The organism is Cyclobacteriaceae bacterium (genome assembly GCA_030584025.1).
Lineage (GTDB): Bacteria > Bacteroidota > Bacteroidia > Cytophagales > Cyclobacteriaceae > UBA2336.
The window spans coordinates 1,400,241-1,420,784 of record CP129487.1; the positions used below are offsets into that span (position 1 = coordinate 1,400,241).

Annotated in this window: 19 protein-coding genes; 5 read left to right on the plus strand and 14 right to left on the minus strand. The window is 45.1% G+C overall.

All coding sequences use genetic code 11. From position 1 onward, the window contains the following. Window positions 1-43: 43 nt before the first annotated feature. The gene (locus QY309_06535) at window positions 44-424 is read left to right on the plus strand and encodes a hypothetical protein (protein ID WKZ61135.1); all 381 of its coding nucleotides are present in this window, start codon (window positions 44-46) and stop codon (window positions 422-424) included. Window positions 425-430: 6 nt separating this feature from the next. Here QY309_06535 and QY309_06540 read toward each other — a convergent pair whose 3' ends face one another. Together QY309_06540 and QY309_06545 are read right to left on the minus strand one after the other, a co-directional pair. Next, window positions 431-1,072 (minus strand): hemolysin III family protein, encoded by a 642-nt coding sequence (locus QY309_06540; protein ID WKZ61136.1) that lies wholly within the window; start codon window positions 1,070-1,072, stop codon window positions 431-433. Next, window positions 1,069-2,499 (minus strand): amidohydrolase, encoded by a 1,431-nt coding sequence (locus QY309_06545; protein ID WKZ61137.1) that lies wholly within the window; start codon window positions 2,497-2,499, stop codon window positions 1,069-1,071. Before QY309_06545 ends, QY309_06540 begins: the two co-directional genes overlap by 4 nt. A 294-nt stretch (window positions 2,500-2,793) precedes the next feature. Between QY309_06545 and QY309_06550 the strand changes: the two genes are divergently transcribed. Together QY309_06550 and QY309_06555 are read left to right on the plus strand one after the other, a co-directional pair. Next, window positions 2,794-5,172, plus strand: coding sequence for a TonB-dependent receptor (locus QY309_06550; protein ID WKZ61138.1), 2,379 nt, complete (start codon window positions 2,794-2,796; stop codon window positions 5,170-5,172). A 5-nt stretch (window positions 5,173-5,177) separates the two neighbouring features. Beyond that, the gene (locus QY309_06555) at window positions 5,178-6,110 is read left to right on the plus strand and encodes a DUF4249 domain-containing protein (GenBank protein ID WKZ61139.1); all 933 of its coding nucleotides are present in this window, start codon (window positions 5,178-5,180) and stop codon (window positions 6,108-6,110) included. A 2-nt stretch (window positions 6,111-6,112) separates the two neighbouring features. On the opposite strand, the gene QY309_06560 is transcribed toward QY309_06555, so the two are convergent. The 3 genes from QY309_06560 to QY309_06570 all read right to left on the minus strand — a co-directional run bounded on the left by QY309_06560 (window position 6,113) and on the right by QY309_06570 (window position 7,298). Then, window positions 6,113-6,436, minus strand: coding sequence for a type II toxin-antitoxin system PemK/MazF family toxin (locus tag QY309_06560; GenBank protein WKZ61140.1), 324 nt, complete (start codon window positions 6,434-6,436; stop codon window positions 6,113-6,115). Continuing rightward, complete coding sequence (locus tag QY309_06565; GenBank protein ID WKZ61141.1) at window positions 6,433-6,660, minus strand: hypothetical protein; 228 nt, start codon at window positions 6,658-6,660, stop codon at window positions 6,433-6,435. Before QY309_06565 ends, QY309_06560 begins: the two co-directional genes overlap by 4 nt. 197 nt (window positions 6,661-6,857) lie before the next feature. Next, window positions 6,858-7,298 (minus strand): Hsp20/alpha crystallin family protein, encoded by a 441-nt coding sequence (locus tag QY309_06570; protein ID WKZ61142.1) that lies wholly within the window; start codon window positions 7,296-7,298, stop codon window positions 6,858-6,860. Between the two features lie 199 nt (window positions 7,299-7,497). Between QY309_06570 and QY309_06575 the strand changes: the two genes are divergently transcribed. Continuing rightward, window positions 7,498-9,588, plus strand: a complete 2,091-nt coding sequence (locus QY309_06575) for a thiamine pyrophosphate-dependent enzyme (protein WKZ61143.1) — start codon at window positions 7,498-7,500, stop codon at window positions 9,586-9,588. A 2-nt stretch (window positions 9,589-9,590) separates the two neighbouring features. Here QY309_06575 and QY309_06580 read toward each other — a convergent pair whose 3' ends face one another. After that, complete coding sequence (locus tag QY309_06580; GenBank protein WKZ61144.1) at window positions 9,591-12,020, minus strand: BamA/TamA family outer membrane protein; 2,430 nt, start codon at window positions 12,018-12,020, stop codon at window positions 9,591-9,593. 40 nt (window positions 12,021-12,060) lie between these two features. On the opposite strand from QY309_06580, the gene QY309_06585 reads away from it, so the two are divergent. After that, a complete protein-coding gene (locus QY309_06585; protein ID WKZ61145.1) occupies window positions 12,061-12,804 on the plus strand; it encodes an RNA methyltransferase in 744 nt (247 codons plus the stop codon). Between the two features lie 31 nt (window positions 12,805-12,835). On the opposite strand, the gene QY309_06590 is transcribed toward QY309_06585, so the two are convergent. The 8 genes from QY309_06590 to QY309_06625 all read right to left on the minus strand — a co-directional run bounded on the left by QY309_06590 (window position 12,836) and on the right by QY309_06625 (window position 20,471). Continuing rightward, the gene (locus QY309_06590) at window positions 12,836-13,618 is read right to left on the minus strand and encodes a queuosine precursor transporter (protein ID WKZ61146.1); all 783 of its coding nucleotides are present in this window, start codon (window positions 13,616-13,618) and stop codon (window positions 12,836-12,838) included. After that, window positions 13,618-14,535, minus strand: coding sequence for a ribonuclease Z (locus tag QY309_06595; GenBank protein WKZ61147.1), 918 nt, complete (start codon window positions 14,533-14,535; stop codon window positions 13,618-13,620). Before QY309_06595 ends, QY309_06590 begins: the two co-directional genes overlap by 1 nt. A gap of 63 nt (window positions 14,536-14,598) precedes the next feature. Then, entirely contained in the window at window positions 14,599-14,979 is a 381-nt protein-coding gene (locus tag QY309_06600; GenBank protein ID WKZ61148.1) for an STAS domain-containing protein, read from the minus strand. 21 nt (window positions 14,980-15,000) lie between these two features. After that, entirely contained in the window at window positions 15,001-15,954 is a 954-nt protein-coding gene (locus tag QY309_06605; GenBank protein ID WKZ61149.1) for a phosphoribosylaminoimidazolesuccinocarboxamide synthase, read from the minus strand. Window positions 15,955-16,013: 59 nt separating this feature from the next. Next, window positions 16,014-17,321, minus strand: coding sequence for a toxin-antitoxin system YwqK family antitoxin (locus tag QY309_06610; protein ID WKZ61150.1), 1,308 nt, complete (start codon window positions 17,319-17,321; stop codon window positions 16,014-16,016). 77 nt (window positions 17,322-17,398) lie between these two features. Continuing rightward, entirely contained in the window at window positions 17,399-18,577 is a 1,179-nt protein-coding gene (locus tag QY309_06615) for an acetyl-CoA C-acyltransferase (protein ID WKZ61151.1), read from the minus strand. A 101-nt stretch (window positions 18,578-18,678) separates the two neighbouring features. Then, the gene (locus QY309_06620; GenBank protein WKZ61152.1) at window positions 18,679-19,506 is read right to left on the minus strand and encodes a tetratricopeptide repeat protein; all 828 of its coding nucleotides are present in this window, start codon (window positions 19,504-19,506) and stop codon (window positions 18,679-18,681) included. Next, window positions 19,503-20,471, minus strand: a complete 969-nt coding sequence (locus QY309_06625; GenBank protein WKZ61153.1) for a VWA domain-containing protein — start codon at window positions 20,469-20,471, stop codon at window positions 19,503-19,505. The genes QY309_06620 and QY309_06625 overlap by 4 nt, the downstream gene beginning before the upstream one ends. Window positions 20,472-20,544: the final 73 nt, after the last annotated feature.

A 20,544-nucleotide genomic window follows, 5' to 3' on the forward strand; every position in this document is an offset into this window, starting at 1 on the left:
GACACTGCGCATAGCCAAACCGTTATATGATTTTTAACCAAATATGAAATTACTTTTAACGCTTATTCTTTGGACAGTTTTATTGCCTATTGATAGTGATAGCGAAATTGACTGCAAAACATTTAGAACAGGGAAATTTAGATTGGTGGATAAAGACCAGGAATACATAATTGAACGAAATGACTCCATTCAAATCGAAAATGACCTGAAGAAAAATACAATGTCAAGATTTAAGGTGACGTGGGTGACAGACTGTGAATACGAACTCGATATCCTGGAAGCAAATGAAGAGGCGATGAATTTCTTTAAGGGCAAAACGCTATCAATTCAAATTTTAGAGACCTCAGACAACGGATATAAATATGAGGCCAAATTAAAGGGGACGGACCTGAAATTGATTCACCGCGTTGAGCGGGTGAATTAAATATTATCAATTCGCAAACCGCATCACCGTAACCACATGGGAAGCCGTACCGCCCAGCACAAACAGGTGCCAGATAAAATGGGCATAGGGTAATCGCTTCATCAGGTAGAAGATTACACCTACGGTATAGGAAACTCCACCAGCCAAAAGCCAGTACAGTCCTTCGCGCTCCATGTTTGCCATCAGGGGTTTTATCATCAGTATGCCCATCCAACCCATGGCCACATATAAAATAGTGGAGAGTACATTCTTGCGCGCACCGGCAATGGATTTGAATACAATACCGGCAATGGCTAACGTCCACATAACGGTTAGCATCACCCAGCCCCAAAAGCCTTGTAAAATACCAAGCGCAAAGGGCGTATACGTTCCGGCAATGAGTATGTAAATGGCGCTGTGATCAAAAATCTGAAATAGCTTTTTGGTTCGGCTAATGGGAAACGCGTGGTACAGGGTTGAGCTCAGGTACATGATAATGATGGCTGCACCAAATATAGCCGCGCCCACTATGGCAGCTGTGCCATGTGGTATAGCATTGATGATCAGAAACGGGATGATGACAATACCACCAACAGCGCCCAGTCCGTGGCTGATGCTGTTGGCAATTTCTTCACCCAGTGATTGATCTGTTTTGTAAGCCTCCTTCATTCTTTGCCAATGGGAGGCGGGCCATCCGGAATTAACCCTGAGTAAACATGGTCGCCCTTGCGTTGCTTGAACTCTGCTTTTACGGCTTCAACTTTCTTCGGGTCTTCGTATAAGTCAACCATGGTTAACGCCAACGCCTTGGAAGCATGAAGCATGCCCTTATGCCCGATAGACATGCCCCCACAGGCAACAACCGCCCATGAGTGCCACGGTGTGCCAATAGGTGCTGTTGCTGCGCTCAAGCGGATAGTGGGAACCACCCAGCTCACATCGCCCACATCGGTGGAACCGCCCCCGGCATTTTCCTTGGTTTCTTCCAGCGGCTCAACTTTGCTGTGCAAGCCCACCTGGGGTTTGCCGGTGGCCTGCTGTATTTTTTTGGCAAAGTCTGTTTCTTCGGGCGTGTAGGTGAGCGGACCAAGAAACTCCAGATTCTTTTGGAGGTAGCCTGCTCCGGTTCTGTTCACGAGCACTTCATAAATTCCGGAAACCAATTTCACTTCATAATCCACGTTCGCCATAATGGCTGCACCTTCGGCCATCTTTTTAACGCGCGCGTACACTTCGTTCATGCCTTCGCGCTTTACATCGCGTACGCGCACCCACAATCGGGAATAATCGGGAACCACATTCACCACCTGACCGCCATCCTGTATGTGGTAATGAATGCGCACCGTAGGCTTCACATGCTCGCGGTAGTAGTTGATGCCTGTGGTATAAAGCTCCAATGCATCGGAGGCGCTGCGTCCGTTCCACGGATCGGCAGAAGCATGGGCCGCCTGACCTTTAAACTCTACGGTAAAGTCAACGAGTGCCAACCCGGTTTGTACGGCAGCTTTGGTTTCCGCGCCCGGGTGCCAGTCCATCACTACATCTACATCCTTAAAAAGTCCGGCACGGATCATCCACAGTTTTCCGAAAAACTTTTCTTCAGCAGGTGTTCCAAAAAACTTGATCGTGCCTTTTAGTTTTCCTTGTTCAATTAATTCTTTGATGGCAATGGCTGCACCAAGACTGGCCGTGCCAAACAGATTATGTCCGCAACCATGGCCGGGTTTGCCTTCCATAAGCGGGTTTTTATGTGGTACTGCTTTTTGTGATAGTCCGGGCAGAGCATCAAACTCGCCCAGTATGCCAATCACGGGGCTGCCACTTCCGTAGGTGGCAACGAATGCAGTTGGTATTTCCGCCACCCCGCGCTCGACTTTAAACCCATTGGCTTCCGCCAGATTGGCTAATTCCTGGTATGATTCCGTTTCCTGAAAAGCGATTTCGGCATGCGCCCAGATTTTATCGCTGGTTTCAATGAGTTTGGAAGCATGCTTTTCAATCGAGCTCAATACCTGCTTTTTGTTGGCCGAGACTTTCTGAGCATGAAGGGCTGTTGTGAAAATCAACAAGACGATGAGTGTGGAAATGATGCGCATGTGTCGTATTAATTTGGTGTTCGATGCCTAGTTAGAGAATTTTCTGTAAATCCTGTAAAACAATTCTACAAAAACTAAATTATTTAACACCAATCCGCTAAACAACCGGGTAATGTTTGTCGTTTTTAAGCGACAGATTGACTCGTTATGCGTAAGATCATATTAAAAGCCATCTCAAAAATAGAAAGATCGTCATTGCGAGGGATCCCGATAACTATCGGGAGACCGAAGCAATCTAGTTCCAACCTCAAAGTGGGGGATTGCTTCACTGCGTTCGCAATGACGGAGCCATTTTTGAAGCGGCTTCTAGCAAGTTTATTTCTGTTTTTTTTATTTCCACTTTCCGCGCAGGATAAGGCAACCCTGAGCGGCTACCTGAAAGATGCCGCTGATGGCGAGGCGTTGATTGGTGCAACCGTTTACATACGCAGCCTGGGCGCAGGAACCACCACCAACGTGTATGGATTTTACTCCCTCACCGTGGCCGCAGGCGAATACGAGGTGGAGTTTTCGTACGTGGGGTATAACCGCGAGTTACGAACGGTTGACTTGAGGCAGAATCAGCGCCTGGATCTGGAGCTCATCTCCGAGAGCCGACAATTGCAGGAAGTTGTGGTCACGGGATCAAAAGATATGTCGCCCGTGCAAGCCGTTGAAATGAGCGTGAATAAAATTGACATTGCTACCATTACCCGCATTCCGGCTTTTTTGGGTGAGGTGGATGTGATCAAGAGCATTCAGCAGTTGCCCGGAGTAACCACTGTGGGTGAGGGAGCTTCCGGTTTTAATGTACGTGGTGGCAGCGTGGGGCAAAACCTGATTTTGCTGGATGAAGCCACCGTGTATAACTCTTCTCATTTGCTGGGATTCTTTTCGGTTTTCAATCCCGATGCGGTTAAGGATGTAAAGCTGTACAAGGGCGCCATACCGGCACAATTTGGCGGGCGCATTGCTTCGTTGCTGGATGTGCGCATGAAGGAAGGAAATAATAAGGAGTACGAAGCGAACGGTGGTATCGGTACCATTTTCAGTCGCTTGTCAGTGGAAGGGCCATTGTTTAAAAATGAAGGTTCGTTTATCGTAGCGGCAAGACGATCGTACATTGATATTCTCGCACGACCTTTTGTGGATGTGTTGCGCGATGGCGCGCGCTTGAATTTTTATGACCTTACCGGAAAGCTGAACTACAACCTCAACAAACGCAATCGTGTTTACCTTTCTGCGTATAGCGGTCGTGATAATTTTTTCTTTGATAGGGAGCAGGGTTTTTCGTGGGGAAACAATACCGCAACCCTGCGCTGGAATTCTATTTTAAATGACCGGTTGTTTTTAAACGTATCCGGAATTTTCAGTAAATATGATTATGCCTTGAAGTTCGGTGAGGATGACCGCGATTATTTTAAGTGGAATTCATCGATCACCAATTACACGTTCAAACCCAGTTTCAGTTATTTCATCAACAGCGAAAATGAAGTTTCATTTGGTATAGAGAGTACCTATTACACATTTGAGCCGGCCAACGCCTCGGGTGCATCTAATGGTGAAGTTACGGATATAAGTCTGCCGGAGAAGTATAACCTGGAATCGGCTGTATACCTGAGCAACAATCAAAAAATCAATGAAACATTTTCTGTTGAGTACGGTTTGCGCTATTCACGCTTCTGGGGTTTTGGTCCGGGTACGCAATACACCTACAACGACACCACAGCCGGTGTGCGAAGGTTTCCGGTGGCGCAAACACAATTCGGAAGGGGAGAAGTAACGAGTACCTATGGAAACTGGGAACCGCGTGTAGCCGTAAAGGTTCAGGTAAATGAGGCAAGCTCCATCAAGGCAAGTTACATCCGCATGGCGCAGTACCTGCATTTAATTTCCAATACAACAGCATCGAACCCGTTGGATGTGTGGACACCCACCACGCAAAACATCAAACCCGAAATTGGTGATCAATATACCGTTGGATACTTCAGAAGTTTAGGTAAAGAAAAGGAGTACGAATTTTCCGCGGAGCTTTATTACCGTACTGCACAAAACCAAATCGACTACATTGATGGAGCTGATCTGCTGATCAATGAATTTCTGGAAGGTGATTTGTTGAGCGGTGATGCCCGTGCGTACGGACTTGAACTTTATCTGCAAAAGAAAACCGGTAAACTGAACGGGTGGATTGCCTATACATTGGGTCGCTCCGAACTTCAGATAGACGGTATCAACAACAGCGAATGGTACCCGGCACGTTTTGATCAAACGCATAACCTAAAGGTGACCGGGTTCTATGATATATCAAAGCGTGTTTCCTTGTCGGCTAACTTTACGTTGGTTACGGGTACGCCTACTACGTTTCCAACCTCGCGGTATATCATTCAGGATATCCTGATTCCGTATAACGCCAATGAAACGCGAAACAATGTTCGCTTGCCTGCTTTTCACCGGTTGGATATTTCAGCACGATTAGAAGGAAAGCAAGTGAACCGGAAAGGAAAGATGCGGAAGAACACCGACTACTGGGTATTTGGTTTATACAATGTGTATGGTCGTAAAAATCCGTTCTCCATTTTCTTTGCGCAGAATGATGAACGCATTCCATCGGGTCAGGCCATTGAGAGTCAGGCGCGACAACTATCCATTATCGGTACCGTGGTGCCATCCATTTCTTACAACTTTCATTTTTGATGCATATGAATAGTCTGATAAAAAGCATAGTATTTTTTCTTGGTATCATTTTCCTGTTTTCTTGTGAGACGGTAATTGATCCAACCTTGCAAACTGCGGAACCGATTTTGGTGGTGGATGCCTGGGTGAACAATAAACCCGAACCGCAAGTCGTCAAGCTTACCAAAACGCAACCTTATTTTGACCAGTCGCTGCCACCGGGTGTAACCGGTGCACAGGTTGTTGTTGTGGGTAGCGATGGAAGCGAATACATATTTACAGAAAGTGCTCCGGGTGAATATACGTGGACACCCGGTGTGGATGAGGTGTTTGGTGAAACCGGTGTTACGTACACACTTACTGTGGTGGCAGAAGGAGAGACTTATCAGTCCGTTACCCGCATGGGTCGTGTTCCGGCTATCGACAGTATTACGTTTAGAAGAGAAGAAGGAAACCAGTTTATTGATGAATTGTTTCTGGCGGAGTTCTGGGCTTTTGATCCGGTAGAGCCGGGTGATAGTTACTGGATCAAAACGTTCAAGAATGGTCAACTGCTGAATAAGCCTTCCGATCTGAACCTCGCCTATGATGCAGGCTTTACACGCGGAGGCAATTTTACCGGGGCATACTTCATTGCGCCAATACGTACGGCCATCAATCCGTTTGATACAGACGAAGATGATCGTTTGTTGTCACCTTATGTGGTAGGCGATTCGCTGTATGTTGAGATTCATTCGCTGTCAGAAGCTTCATTCGATTTTCTGACACAAGTAGCCATTCAAACCGATCGGCCCGGTGGTTTTAGCGAGTTGTTTGCTATACCGCTGGCCAACGTTTCATCCAATGTGGCAAACGTAAATCCTGCCGGAAAAAAAGTGGTCGGGTTCTTTAATGTGGCTTCCGTTTCCGGATTGGGTAGAAAGTTTTCGAGTTTGGATGATTTGACGGAGGAGGATTGAACTCACGCTTCTAGTTTGAATAGTTTTACCAATTTACGGTTAATGCCAGTTAATTCTTCTTGCGAGAGATGACCAAGTTTTCCGAGTACGAGGTCTTTATCTATAGTTGCCAGCTTACTTAACCTGATTAGCGATACTCGCTTAAGTCCGTTTAAGGAGGTGGGTTCAATCCTTAGATCAAAATCTTCTTGCCATTTTAGCTGAGTTGTGATGAATGAAACTGTTATGTCATTTTCTCCGGCAGCAAGAATCAGTGCCGGCCTGTTTTTTATTCCTGAGAGGTTAGTGAATGGAAAAGGTATTAAAACAATATCACCCTTATTCATTTATACTTTTCCTTTAAGTCATTTACTGTATAAATGTCTTCATCCTCTTCTAAAAACTTAAATGCTTTTGAGTCAGTTACTAATTTCTGGATTCCTTCCGTTGTGAGTTGGTTTTCAATTCTATTCAATAGAAACTCTGCAAAATCAGAAACTTCTTTCAACTTTTGGTCAGGTAGCTTCGCCAGATTATCAATGGTTTTTTTGATCAGTGTTTCTCGTGTCATTTTTTAAGGGCAATAATTGTTGATCTAATTTAAGGATGATTTAATAGATTAACAAAAAAGTCCCGGTGCCACTAACACCGGGACTCAAAACGTATGCACATAACCAAATCAAACCGTACCCCTTGTTGACTGGTTGGGATGCTTTGTGATCCCGTTAAACCGTGCGGTGGATGTGCACTTGTTTTTACCTGTTCAACTTACTTAACCTCAATCATCTTCACGGGCTTTTCAGGAGTGAGCGCTTTTTTGGCAATCATAATCCTGAGCATGCCGTCCTCATAGCGAGCTTCAACTTTTTCCGGATTGATGTTTTCCGGCAGGTTGAAGGAGCGAGTGAAGCTGGAGTAATTGAATTCTTTGCGGGTGTAGGCATCTTCTTTTTCTTCCTTCTCTTCTTTCTTTTCGGTGAAGATGGTCAGCACACCGTTTTCAATGTTGATGTTGAAATCTTTCTTGGTCATTCCGGGAACGGCCATTTCAATTTCAAATCCTTTTTCCAGTTCTTTTACATTTACTGCGGGAACGACCTGAATTCTTTTCATCCAGTCTGCATCAAAGAACCGATCGTTATCGAAGAAATCAGACAGCCACTTGTCGGTAAACAAGTTGGGTAATACCGGTGACTTAAGCAGTGTCATAACTACCTCCTTTATTTTTGGGTTTAAGAACTTATATTTTTTTGCTGGTACTAAGGTGCATTTGCAGATTTAGAAAAACTATGTTTTCGGTCATACCATTGGCTGATCTTTATCAGTATCGCACGGAATTTCAACCGATTGAATACCACAAAATCCTTATCTTTAGGCCTTAACCTGATCGACTAATATTATGGCCGAAATGGAGCAAGTGAAGGAGCAAAAAACGACCAAGAAAAAGGGTATTGACCGGGCTATTTTACTGAAGGCGTATGCGCTGATGTGCACGGCCAGAGGAATGGCAGAAACCTATGAGGAGAATCGGGAAATCTGTAGCAAATATGTACACAGTACATCACGCGGGCACGAAGCCATTCAGTTGGCTACAGGGTTGCAGTTGAAGGCGTGGGATTATGCTTCTTTATATTACCGCGATGAATCTATTTTGTTGGCGATAGGCATGCAGCCGTATGAGCTGATGCTTCAATTAATGGCCAAGCGCGATGATCCGTTCTCCGGTGGCAGATCGTATTACGGTCACCCATCGTTGAAGCGAGAAGGTTTTCCAGTAATTCCCCATCAAAGTTCAGCCACAGGCATGCAGGCCATCCCCGCTACGGGCATGGCACAAGGTATTGCGTATTTGGAGTCGCAAAATTTATTAGACACAAAACAGAAACCCGTTGTGCTCTGCTCGTTGGGTGATGGCTCGGTAACAGAAGGTGAAGTGGCAGAAGCTTTTCAGATGGCCGTGTTGAAACAGATGCCAATCATTTACCTGGTTCAGGATAATGGCTGGGGCATTTCGGCAACGGGTGATGAAATGCGCGCCATGGATGCCTACGAATATGCGGCCGGCTTCAAAGGCATGCAACGCATGCGCGTAGATGGTTCCGACTTTGTGGATTCGTATGAAGGCATGAAGAAAGCTCTTGCGTATGTGCGGAAGAATCGCGCTCCGATTTTAGTGCATGCCAAATGTCCGCTGCTCGGGCATCATACTTCTGGTGTGCGCAGGGAATGGTATCGTGGTGAAGACCTGGAAGCGCATCAAAAGGATGATCCGATTGTTAAGTTTGAGTTCTATCTGAAAAAGCATGGCGAAACGGAAAAAACATTAAGCGATATCCGAAAGCAAGCAGCTGAAAAAGTAAAACACGACTATGAGCAAGCGTTGGCATCAGCCGATCCGGATACAGCTGAATTTGATTCGTATGAATTTGCACCTACACCCGTTACCGAAGAAATAGGAGTACGTGCACCAAAAGGCGCTGAGAAAATTATCATGGTGGACGCTGCCTTGCATGCGGTTGATGAAATTTTGCGCAAGCATCCGGAAGCGTTGTTCTATGGTCAGGATGTTGGTCGCAGGTTGGGTGGCGTGTTTCGTGAGGCGGCCACGTTGGCCGAAAAATATGGCGACCATCGCGTGTTCAATACACCCATCCAGGAAGCATACATTGTTGGTTCAACCGCAGGTATGTCGGCAGTAGGGGCGAAACCCATTGTTGAAATTCAGTTTGCCGATTACATCTGGCCGGGTATCAATCAGCTGGTAGAAGAGCTTTCAAAAAGTTGTTACCTGTCGAAAGGAAAATTTCCGATACAATCCTTAATACGTGTACCGATTGGTGCATATGGTGGTGGTGGCCCGTATCATTCGGGCAGTGTGGAGTCAACATTGTTGACGATACGCGGTATCAAGGTGGTGTATCCATCCAATGCTGCGGATATGAAGGGATTATTGAAGGCTTCTTTCTACGACCCTAACCCGGTGGTGCTATTGGAACACAAAGGTTTGTATTGGAGTAAAGTGCCCGGAACGTTGGATGCGAAAACTACTGAGCCGGATAATGATTACATCATCCCATTAGGGAAAGCCCGAATTGTTCAGGAAGCAAGTGAAGAAAAAATCGAAAAGGGTGAATCGGCCGTAATCATAACGTATGGCATGGGTGTGTACTGGGCGAAGGAAGCCAGTAAGTCGTTTGCCGGGCAAGTGGAGATTTTGGATTTGCGCACACTTAATCCGCTGGATTGGGAAGGGGTTAAAGCATCCGTGTTAAAACATAATCGTGCTTTTGTATTAACGGAGGAACCCTTATTAAACTCATTTGCTGAATCGTTGGCCGGAAGAATTCAACGCGAATGTTTCAGGCATCTGGATGCACCCGTGTGGACATTAGGCGCAGCCAATCTGCCGGCTGTTCCGTTAAATGTTGATCTGGAAAAAATGATGTTACCCAACGCGGATAAGGTGGTACGCGCATTGGATGAATTGTTCAGGTACTGAGATCAGAAAGGAAATCCTACACCCACATTGTAGATAACCGGTTCACGGTCCGTACCAAACGGTCTGAAAAATTTGATTTTATTCAATACAAACCGTTCACCTTCCGGTCGGCCAGGGTCATATGCTTTCAAACCAACATCGAAACGAAGGATGAGGAAAGAGAAGTTAAAGCGTAAACCGAAGCCGGTACCCACGCCAAACTCTTTATAGAATTGATTGATCTTGAACTGGGAGTTTCCATTTTCAATAATGTTGTCATCGGCATCGCGGATGATACGCGGTTCAATAGTCCACACGTTTCCGGCATCCACAAATACAGCGCCTTCTACAAAGCCAAAAAGTTTTCTGCGTAGTTCTACGCTGGCTTCCAGCAATACATCGCCTGGTTGTTCAAACCGGTAGTCATACAAGCCATCCTGATCGGGGTCTGCACTTTCGCGCGGTCGGTAGCTTCCCGGTCCAAGTCTTCGTGGTCGCCAGGCCCGTACACTGTTACTTCCCCCGGCAAAGAAGTACTTTTCATAGGGCAGTACTTTGTTTTCGTCATACGAAATACCAACTCCGCCATTTATGCGGTAAGCGAGAATGGTATTTTTATCGATAACGCTTAGCCTTCTGAAATCAGCATTTACCCGAACGTACCGAAACGACTTCAGGCCATTTCGCTCAATGATGCGGTAGTTAATCAAATTTTGTAACGTTCCGCCACTTTCTACCGACCACCTGAAAAAATTCGAACTCTCTTCCAGATTACCGTAATTCCGGTGATTCCAGGTCATGGAAAAGATCATACTGCTGACAAACGAAGGTTCAAATGTTCGGAAAAGGGTATTTCCCTCATTGGTGAATAATTCGGATAACACTTGATCAAATGCGGGATCAAGTTTGGAGTTGATAATGCTTAGGTTATTTAACGTGAACTCAAATCTGCGTATGCGTAAGTTCTCCCAACTGTACACGTAATTGAAGGTTGTGGCTGATCGTTTGTATTCCGGGCGATTGGTGTAATTGTATCCCAGGGTTGCCCGGGTTCGCGGATTTATTCTTCCCAGGTTGTAACGTGTTTCTTCTTTTAGCGGAAATAAAAATTGGGGAAACGTTACCGAAGCATTTATACCCGCTTCCACGCTTTGATAAATGTTGCTGGAGGCCGTAGCAGAAGCAACACCTTCATACCCAATCCGTCCGTTTATTTCAAAATTCTCCAGCCCTTTAAAAATGTTTCGCTTCTTAAAATTGATGTTATAGAATGGACCCGGAAACCCCTGAGTTACGTTAACGCCCACCTCGTTCGACCATTGATAGCGATCCAGCGGATTGGTGAAAATGTTAGCAATGAATTTTCCGCCTGTTGTGTCGTAGTTGATGTTTACAAATTTGAAATTATCGAGGTTAGCAAGTTGCCGTTGCGTGTTGAATGTTTTGTCACGGCTGTAGTGTTCACCCGGTTTAATAAAAATACGCTGACTCAGAATTTTAGCACTATACAAGCGCTCGTAGTATTCGAAATCAGTGCCACGATAGTGCTGCGTGGTGCGAGTTACGCCCGGTAAACTTATTCCTGCATCCGGAGTGAAGTGCACCTCATCGATTATAAACTTTTTGTGGTAGCCTCGTTTGGCAGGTTCGCTGATGATCATGAGCACCCCCACGTTGTGTCCTTCACGAAAGGCTGTATCCACATCAAACTCTACATATTGCCTGCTGAAATCATAGTACCCGTTTTCCTTAAACAATAAATCGATGCGCTCGCGCTCACGCGAGAAATTATCCTGATCGTATGGATTGCCAGGTTTCAGGTGACTTGCAGGCAGTGATTTCATAGTCAATGCATATAACGCTGAATCCGGAATGCGGTACATGATGGAATCTATCCGATACAAAGGGCCGGGAATCACTTCGTATACAACCGATACCAGCTTGCGACCTTCCGTAGAAGTGCGTGTCAGTACCTGATTTTTGAAATAACCATGATTGAACAAATAGTCCCTAAACCTTTCGGCAGTGAGTTGAACGTTGGCTGTGTCATAAACACTAACCGGTTCGCCCCATTTCATCCAAATGTTGCCGTTTGTCAGCTTCTCTTTAAGGGCGGTGGTTTTGCGTTGCTTTTTAAACTGAAGATTAGCTACCTTCTTTTCAGTTTTAGCATTTTCTATTTTTGTATTGAATTTTGCCTCAGTTTGGGTTATTTTCTTTTCGATTTTGGCCGGTTTGAAGCGTTTTTTTCCAAAGTAATACATGGCCACGAGGCTGTGTATGCGCATGCCCAGAAATTTCTTGTTGGTGGGTTGTGCATAGAGGTCTTTCAGTGGACTGGTGCTCACGCTTTTAGGGGCTTCTATGCGTTGCTTGAGCAGCATTTTTTGATCTTTACCCAAATGCCTGGTTCCGAGGCACCCTTGTAACACGGTAAAACCGATGAGGATCAAAAAATAATATCTAATTTTCGCGAATACCAAGGTTAAACAAATGCTTTCAAAAGCCCGGATTAAGTACATTAAATCTCTGCAAGTAAAGAAATACCGGCAACTGGAACAACGGTTTGTAGTGGAAGGAGCAAAGACAGTGCTGGAATTGCTCGACTCCGATTATACCACTGAAGTTGTGCTCGGAACACCTGCTTTTTTTGAGCAACTGCGCTCCAGGTCAAACGTATTTTCAGGTGAAGTAATTGAGGTTAAACCCGAGGTGCTTGCCACGCTGGGTGAGTATCGCACAAATGATGGTGCGTTGGCTATCGCACGAAGTAAACCAAATGTTGCTCCGGCCTTAACGTCAAATGATTTTGCGTTGGTATTGGATGACATCCGAGACCCGGGTAACCTCGGTACCATTATCCGTATTGCCGATTGGTACGGGATTAAAGCCCTTATTGCTTCCGATGAAACAGCAGAGTTGTATAACCCAAAAGTTCTCCATTCCAGTAAAGGATCTTTTACGCGTATCCCGGTGTACTATACAAACCTTCCTGAATTTCTTTCAACCTCCGGATTGCCTGTTTACGGAACATTTTTGGCGGGTGAGGATGTGCATCGCGTAAACTTTGGTTCTGGTGGATTGATTGTTATTGGTAACGAGGCGCACGGAATTTCGCAAGCAGTTGAACAATTTGTAACAAAGAAGATATCCATACCACGCTATGGAAATGCCGAGTCGCTGAATGCGGGTGTGGCCACAGCTGTGATCTGCGATAACCTCAGAAGGAGTAGATAGTATTTATCTTTGCGTGAAACTGAATCCTGCCCTAAAAGAATCCTTTACTCTGCTCAGCAGCTTCATCCGAAATTTTGTCCGCCTGATCTTTACCCAAATACCGATCGATTATACCATGACCCAAATAGATTACGGGGGTAAGTGCAATGGCAATCAAAAATTTGTAGATGTAGTTGGTAATGCCGATGGCGATGATCTGTGTGTTTGAGAATACTCCGTAAAAAGCAATAAACAATACAACAAAACTGTCCACCAGTTGCGATACCAGGGTTGAGCCTGTTGCCCTGAGCCACAACATTTTCGGTCCGGTGAATCTTCGTAGTCGTTGAAAGACAAAAACATCAACCAATTGACCGATGAGGAAGGCGGTTAGTGAACCAACAATGATCCGTAACCCTTGGTCAAAAATTTTTCCAAATGCAAAGTTGATGTTGAAAGGATTTCCTTGCGCGTCTTTGCTGTTGGCATCGAGCCACCATTCGGCCGGGGGGAGTTCAATGGCAAAGAAGATGACGATAAAACTATAGGCAATTAAGATGGCGGTGAGGTAACTGATGCGTTTAACACCGGGTTTGCCGAAGTATTCATTGATCAAATCGGTGGTGATGAAAACGATCGGCCAGATCACCACACCGGCTGTGAGGTTGAAGTCCATGACAAACCCCAGGATGTTCAGGTTTGCCGGATTCAGCCCCACGGTTGATTCGGCTGAGAAAATTTTTGTGCCGATCATCTCGGCCAATAAGGCATTGGTCAGAAATATCCCGCAAAGGATAATAAACAACCGGTTCTTTTTTTGTTCAAGTGTTGCCATTATTCATCAATGGTGAATGTGTTCCCTTCGCAGGCCAGGTAACAATTTGAAAATACAGCACGGGCTTCATCAAGCAACGGTTCAAGTTCCTTGTACCGCGCAGAAAAATGCCCGAGTAGTAATTTACCAACATTACCTTGTTTGGCAATGGTGGCAGCTTCAACAGCTGTGCTGTGCAGGGTTTCAACAGCTTTGTCTTTTTCACGCTCCATAAAGGTAGCTTCGTGGTATAAAACATCAACCTGCTGAATGATGTTTACGAGAGTTGTATCAAAAGCGGTATCGGAACAATAGGCATAGCTTCGTGATTTGCGGGGAGAATGCGTGAGGTCCGTATTTTTATAAAGCAGCTTTCCTGATTCATCTATTACATCGGCACCTGTTTTTAAACCCGCAATTTGTTGTAAGCCCAGTCCCTCAGGAAGTCTGTCCTTGTCGATTCTTCTTGGTTTTTGCTTTTCGCGAAATAAAAAGCCGGTACAATCCAATTTATGTTTAAGTGGAATGCCCTCAATGGTCAGTTGGTTATCCTCGTAAATAACTTCGGTTACACCTGCATTTAAGGTGTGAAAGATGAGTTTAAAACGCAGTGCTGAGTTGGAGTGTTTGAGTTGAGCGATAATGATTTCATCCAATCCACGATGGCTGTAGAGGTGCAGATCAGTTATGCGGTGATTCAGGTGCATGGTGAAGAGCAAGCCCATCAGGCCGAGGTAATGATCGCCATGCAGGTGCGAAATAAAAATATGATGGATGCGATGAATGGGGCAGTCGTATTGCATCAGTTGCATCTGTGTGCCTTCTCCGCAATCCACCAGGAAAAATTTGTTCTGGATTTCGATCAATTGTGCAGAGGGAAATCGTCCGTAGGCTGGTACCGCACCGCTTGATCCTAATATGGTTATTTTGAAGCTCAATCCTGTAAAACAAAAAACCAAAACCCATATGAGTTTTGGTTTATGTGTATGCTGTTAATAAAATTAATTCTCATCCGAGTTTTTCAGATCCTTTTCGATTTCGTGCATGAACACGGCATCAATGGCTTCTTCCACTTTGGGCAGAATATTCAATACGCTGTCGAGTTGTGAAATTTTGATCAACTTCATGGTGTGATCGGAAAGGGAAGTAAGAATAAAGATACCACCATCTTCCTGCACAATTCGGTTACCTACCAGCAGGGCACTTAATCCGGATGAATCGGTATACTTAACTTCGTTTAAATCCAGTATGATATTCTTTACGCCTTCTGCATGAAGGGTTATCAATTCTGATTTTAACCCCGGGGCAACACTTGAATCCAGTTTCTCTTCGTGCAGGTGCAGTAAGCTGTATTTCTCTTTTTTGTCTATGGTATACTTCATTGTATGGAATTAACGTTTCAATTAAGCTTCTAAATTAACGGATTTTAGCGAATTAAGGATGCTTTGTTCGATTCTTTGCTCCATGGGCACACCCGTTAACGGTTCCAGTGTGTTTCCGGTTACTTGCTGATATAACTCCTGGTATCGGGCCGAAATAGATGCCACAACGGTATCGGTCATTTCCGGTACCTGTTGACCTTCCTTTCCCTGAAACCCGTTTTCAATCAGCCACTGGCGAACGAATTCTTTTGATAACTGCTTTTGTGGTTCGCCCTTCGCCTGTCTTTCGGTATAACCATCGGCATAGAAATACCGCGATGAATCTGGTGTATGTACTTCATCAATCAAAAAAATCTTACCCTGATTTTTTCCGAACTCGTATTTGGTATCCACCAGAATCAGTCCGCGTTCGGCAGCCAATGCGGTTCCTTTCGCGAATAAGGTGTGGGTATACTCTTCAAGTTGGGTGTAGTCGCGTTCGCTCACCAAACCCTGACTGAGAATTTGCTCTTTGGAGATATCCTCATCGTGCCCCTCGTGTGCCTTAGTCGTAGGCGTAATAATGGGGTGGGGAAGTTTGTCGTTTTCTTTTAATCCTTCCGGAAGCGGAACACCACAAAGCATGCGTTTACCGGCTTTGTACTCGCGCCAGGCATGCCCCGCCAGGTACCCACGAATCACCATTTCAACTGGAAAGGTTTCGCAGGTAAAGCCAATGGTTACATTGGGATCGGGCACCGAAAGCACCCAATTGGGTACCAGCGTTTTAGTGGCCTCGAGATTTTTGGCCGCAATTTGGTTGAGTACTCTTCCCTTGTCGGGGATGGCCCGTGGCAGCACGACATCAAATGCCGATATGCGGTCGGTAGCCACCATCGCCATGATGTTGCCGAAGTAATACACATCACGGACTTTGCCGCGGTAGAAACCCGTTTGGCCGGGAAACTTGAAATTGGTTTCTTTCAGGGCTTGCATGGAAAATTGTAAGCCGCAAGGTAAGGAAACTTGTGCAAGGTGTACAAGGGGGATGGAGGTCAATCCACCAAAATGCCTGCTTTGAAAATCAGGGTGCGCACCAGGTTTCCGTTTTCATCAAACTCTTTCCATTCTTTGTGCTTTTTGTCGGCAACGTATTCACCTTGTTCCTTGATTTTTCCATTTGCATGATACGCGGTGAAAAGGCCATGCTTACGTTGTGATTTGCATTCGCCTTGCGATTCCAGTGTACCGGTTTCGTAGAAAGTTTTGAATGGCCCGTTCAACATGTTGAACTTGTAGGTCTCCTCCAGTTTAGCTTTTCCGTTGGCGTAATATTCAGTCCGTAACCCGGTTAATTTTCCAGCCTCGTAATTCTCTTTTATTTTTTCGGTCGTTCCGTCTTCATGATAATAAACCCAAAGGCCGTGAGGCAGGTTATCCCGATAGCGTTTTTGAGAGAGTTTCTTTTCTGTGGCTGAAAACTCATCGGTCACCCAATCTTTGCCGGTAATGGATGCCTGTTCGCGGAGTTTGAGTTTCCCGTTGGGATGATAAACCAATCCGGTACCGGATTTTGCGCCTTCTTTATAATTGAATTTATGTTTTACAGTGCCATCTGTATAGTAGGCGGTGTTGTCGCCATGTAGGCTTCCATTCAGGAACGAACCCTCCAATATTAAATGCCCCTCACGATCATAATTTTTAAACAGTCCATTTTTAGAACCTTCAGCCATGGTTGAAACGGTTTCAAGCTGACCGTTGGTATAGTATGTTTTGAAGTAACCGGTTAGTACACCATGCTTATAATTGGCTTCTGTTTCAACTACACCTGTTTCATAGAAGTGACGGGTAATGCCATTTGGTTTTCCTTGTGCGTAATAGATTTCGCTTTTCAGATTTCCATTTGGATAATATTCACGAACCACGCCTTCTGGTTTTCCTTTCTTGAATACCGTTTCGCTTTTCATTACCCCGTTATCGTAATAAGATTGTACGCTGTCAACCAACATATCATTTTGGTAATAGGCACGTTGAATTTTTTTTCCAGTCTCATCAAATACTTCAACGGGACCATGACGCATGCCATTAACGTAAACCAATTTACGAGCAGGTTGGCCCGTTTCGTGATACTCGGTAAACTGCCCTGATTTTTTGCCGTTGTTGAAATTTCCATCAACAGCAAGTTTTCCATCCGGAAAGAAGCGCTGGTATTTGCCTACCAGTTTTTCATGATCATCATTGGCGACCACATAAACTTCCTGAACATGTTGGCGCGAGCCATCATAGTACGTTCTGATTTCACGTTGTGCAAATGTGATGATCGGGAAAATCAGGAGTATAAAACAGATAAGGCGTATCGGCATAGTGTGTACAAAATAAAAATAGCCTTGCAAATAACGCAAGGCTATCGTTGATGTTGTGCTGATTTAGTCGATTAATGCTATTTATTCTCAATAATAATAGCAGATGCGCCACCGCCACCGTTACAAATGCCGGCAACACCTATGGTTGCGTTGTTTTGTTTGAGCACATTAACCAGCGTAGTGATGATGCGGGCACCGGAAGCACCAAGGGGGTGTCCTAACGCAACGGCACCACCATTTACGTTAACTTTTTCCGGGTCAAGTCCGAGCTTGATGTTATTCGCAATCGCTACCGCAGAAAAGGCTTCGTTGATTTCATAATACGAAGCGTCCTTTGCACTGATCCCCGCCACCTTCATAGCCTTTGGAATTGCCAGCGAAGGGGTAGTGGTAAACCACATCGGATCCTGTGCTGCATCGGCAAAACCACGTATCTTAGCAATCGGTTTTAATCCAAGCGCTTCCGCTTTGTGTTTGCTCATCAGCAACAGGGCAGAGGCGCCATCGTTAATGGTTGATGCATTGGCGGCCGTTACCGTTCCTTCTTTTGTAAATACCGGACGCAAGCCCGGAATCTTATCGAAGTTTACATTTTTATATTCTTCATCTTCGTTGAACAAGGTTTTGTTGCCCTTGCGGTCAACAATCTCAACGGGTACTACTTCATCCTTGAATTTACCGGCAGCCCAGGCAGCAGCAGAGCGCTTATATGAATTGATGGCATAGTTATCCTGATCCTGGCGGGAGATGTTCATCTCCTTTGCAGTATTGTCGGCACAAACGCCCATCGCGCAATGGTTATACACATCGGTTAAGCCATCGTAGGTAAGTCCATCAACTACCTCTCCATTTCCATATCGGTAGCCATAACGGGCTTTCAATAAATAATATGGAATGTTCGACATGCTCTCCATTCCACCCGCAATAACAACATCGTTCTGGCCCAGCATAATGGATTGAGCGCCCAACATAACGGCCTTCATACCCGAAGCACAAACTTTGTTTATGAGTGTACACGGAATCTCATAACCTAAACCTGCAGCTACTGCAACCTGTGTGGCGGGTGCTTGCTTAAGCCCTGCAGAAATAACGTTACCGATAAATATTTCCTGTATCAGTTTTGGGTCAACGCCTGCTTTTTGCATGGCACCTTTTACGGCAATGGCTCCGAGGTCAACGGCTGAAACACTGGCCAGGCTTCCGCCAAAACTTCCAATGGGTGTGCGTACAGCAGAGATGATATATACTTCGTTCATATTTAATTAGTTACGAGTTATGAGTTGCAAGTTACGAGTTGTTAATTTCACTTATCATCAAAGGTCACTTGAACGATAGTGAGTTTGTCTCGAACCCAGTCTTACCAATCTGGTTTTCCTTTATCCTTGGGTTTGGTAGCCTTTCGTTTATTTTGTTGAAGATATTGAAACTCCTGATTTTTCATGGCTTCCAGAATTTTGGCCGCCTGCTCTGGAGTGATTTTCATCTGCTCCAGTTTTTCTGAAGAAGGAGGGATGTCTTTCTTTTCACCCTCTTGTTGTTCCTGCTTTTCTTCACTTTGTTGTTCCTTTTGCTCCTGATCTTTTTGCTCATCAGGCTTTCCGGAATTGTCTTTGTTTTGCTGATCCTTTTGCTCCTGGTCTTTCTTTTCCTGTTCTTTTTGCTCGTCTTTCTTTTGTTGATCCTGCTTCTGTTGCTCTTGTTCTTTTTGCTGGTCTTTATTCTGATCCTGATTTTGCTGCTCCTGTTTTTTCTGTTCGTCCAGTTTCTTCTTCAGCAATTCATAATTATAACGCGCATCTTCATTGGCAGGGTTAGCCTTGATGGCTTCCTTGAAATGATTCAGGGCTTCTTCAAATTTTCCTTGTTTATTTCGCGTTACACCCAATTGTTGTTGAGCAATGGAGCGAATGTTTTTGTTCGCGCTTTGGGTCAGGCTTTGATATTGTCCGATCGCGGAAGCTGTGTCGCCCAGGTTAAAATACGAATTACCGAGGTTCATCAGCACTTCATCCTCGGTTACCGACAGGGAATCCGCCAGGTATTTGTATTTGGCTGCAGCCGTTTCATAGTCGCCTGCGAGGTAGGCTTTTTTAGCTTCCTCTTTGGCACGATTGATTTGACCGATTTTAGCCGGATCGGTGATGATTGCCGACAACAGAAATAATAGGAGTAGTCCGCCTTTCATATCTTAATCGTCTTTACGTGTAATAACACATCAAGGGCCAGTAAAATTACAGCGATTAGCAGAAAGTAGAAATATTTGTTGGCCGATACATCCACCAAACGGGCATCCATAAGCTCGCCTTCAATGCTGTTAATGGTGTTGATCATGCGCGATACATCATTACGGCTGTCATTAATTTCAAAGTAGCGGCCTCCGGTTTGGTTAGCCAGCGACTGCAACGCCTTTGGGTTAAGTTTTGTAACAATAACATTACCCTGCCTGTCGGTTCGATACCCTGAGCCAGCGCGGATGCTTCCTCCGGCTTCGGTGCCAACACCCAGTGTAAATAATTTATATCCTTTCGCTTCAATTTGCTGGGAGATTTCTGAAGTTTCTTCTCCAAAGTCCTCACCATCGCTAATCAAGATAATAATCTTGGAGGTGGTTTGAGAAATACGACTATTGTCCTGTTCAAGTTTTTCAACCGCCATACGCAGGGGTGGGCCAAAGTCGGTACCGGCACTGGGCACCAGGTTGGTGTTCATGGCTTCAATAAATAAGTTCAGTGCGTTCTGGTCAAAGGTAAGCGGACTTTGCATGAAGGCCTCGGATGAAAAGATGATGACCCCGATTCGGTCTGAATTGAATGCGGCCACTATCCGCTTCATTTCATACTTCACTTTCTCCAGCCGGGTAGGGGTGATGTCGAATGCGTCCATGGATTTCGACAAGTCAACACAGATCATGATATCCTTACCGACCGATTGAACTTCGCGTTTCGCGGCTCCAAAAGAGGGTCCCAATAAGGCTACAATCAACAGTGCAAAAGCAGTGCTGCGGAGAAATACCTTGAAGAAAATTGAACTGAACGGAGTGTTGAGTGATCGGGCAATGCGAATAACCCGAGCCATGTAAAAGCCATACAACACCACAAACAATGTGATGAAGACTATTTCCGTAATGCCGAATTCACGATACCAACTCACGGTCTGCAAGTAACAACGAAGTGTTAACGGTTGCAAGCCGATTTCGGATGGATGGAGCTTAAAAATCTTTGAT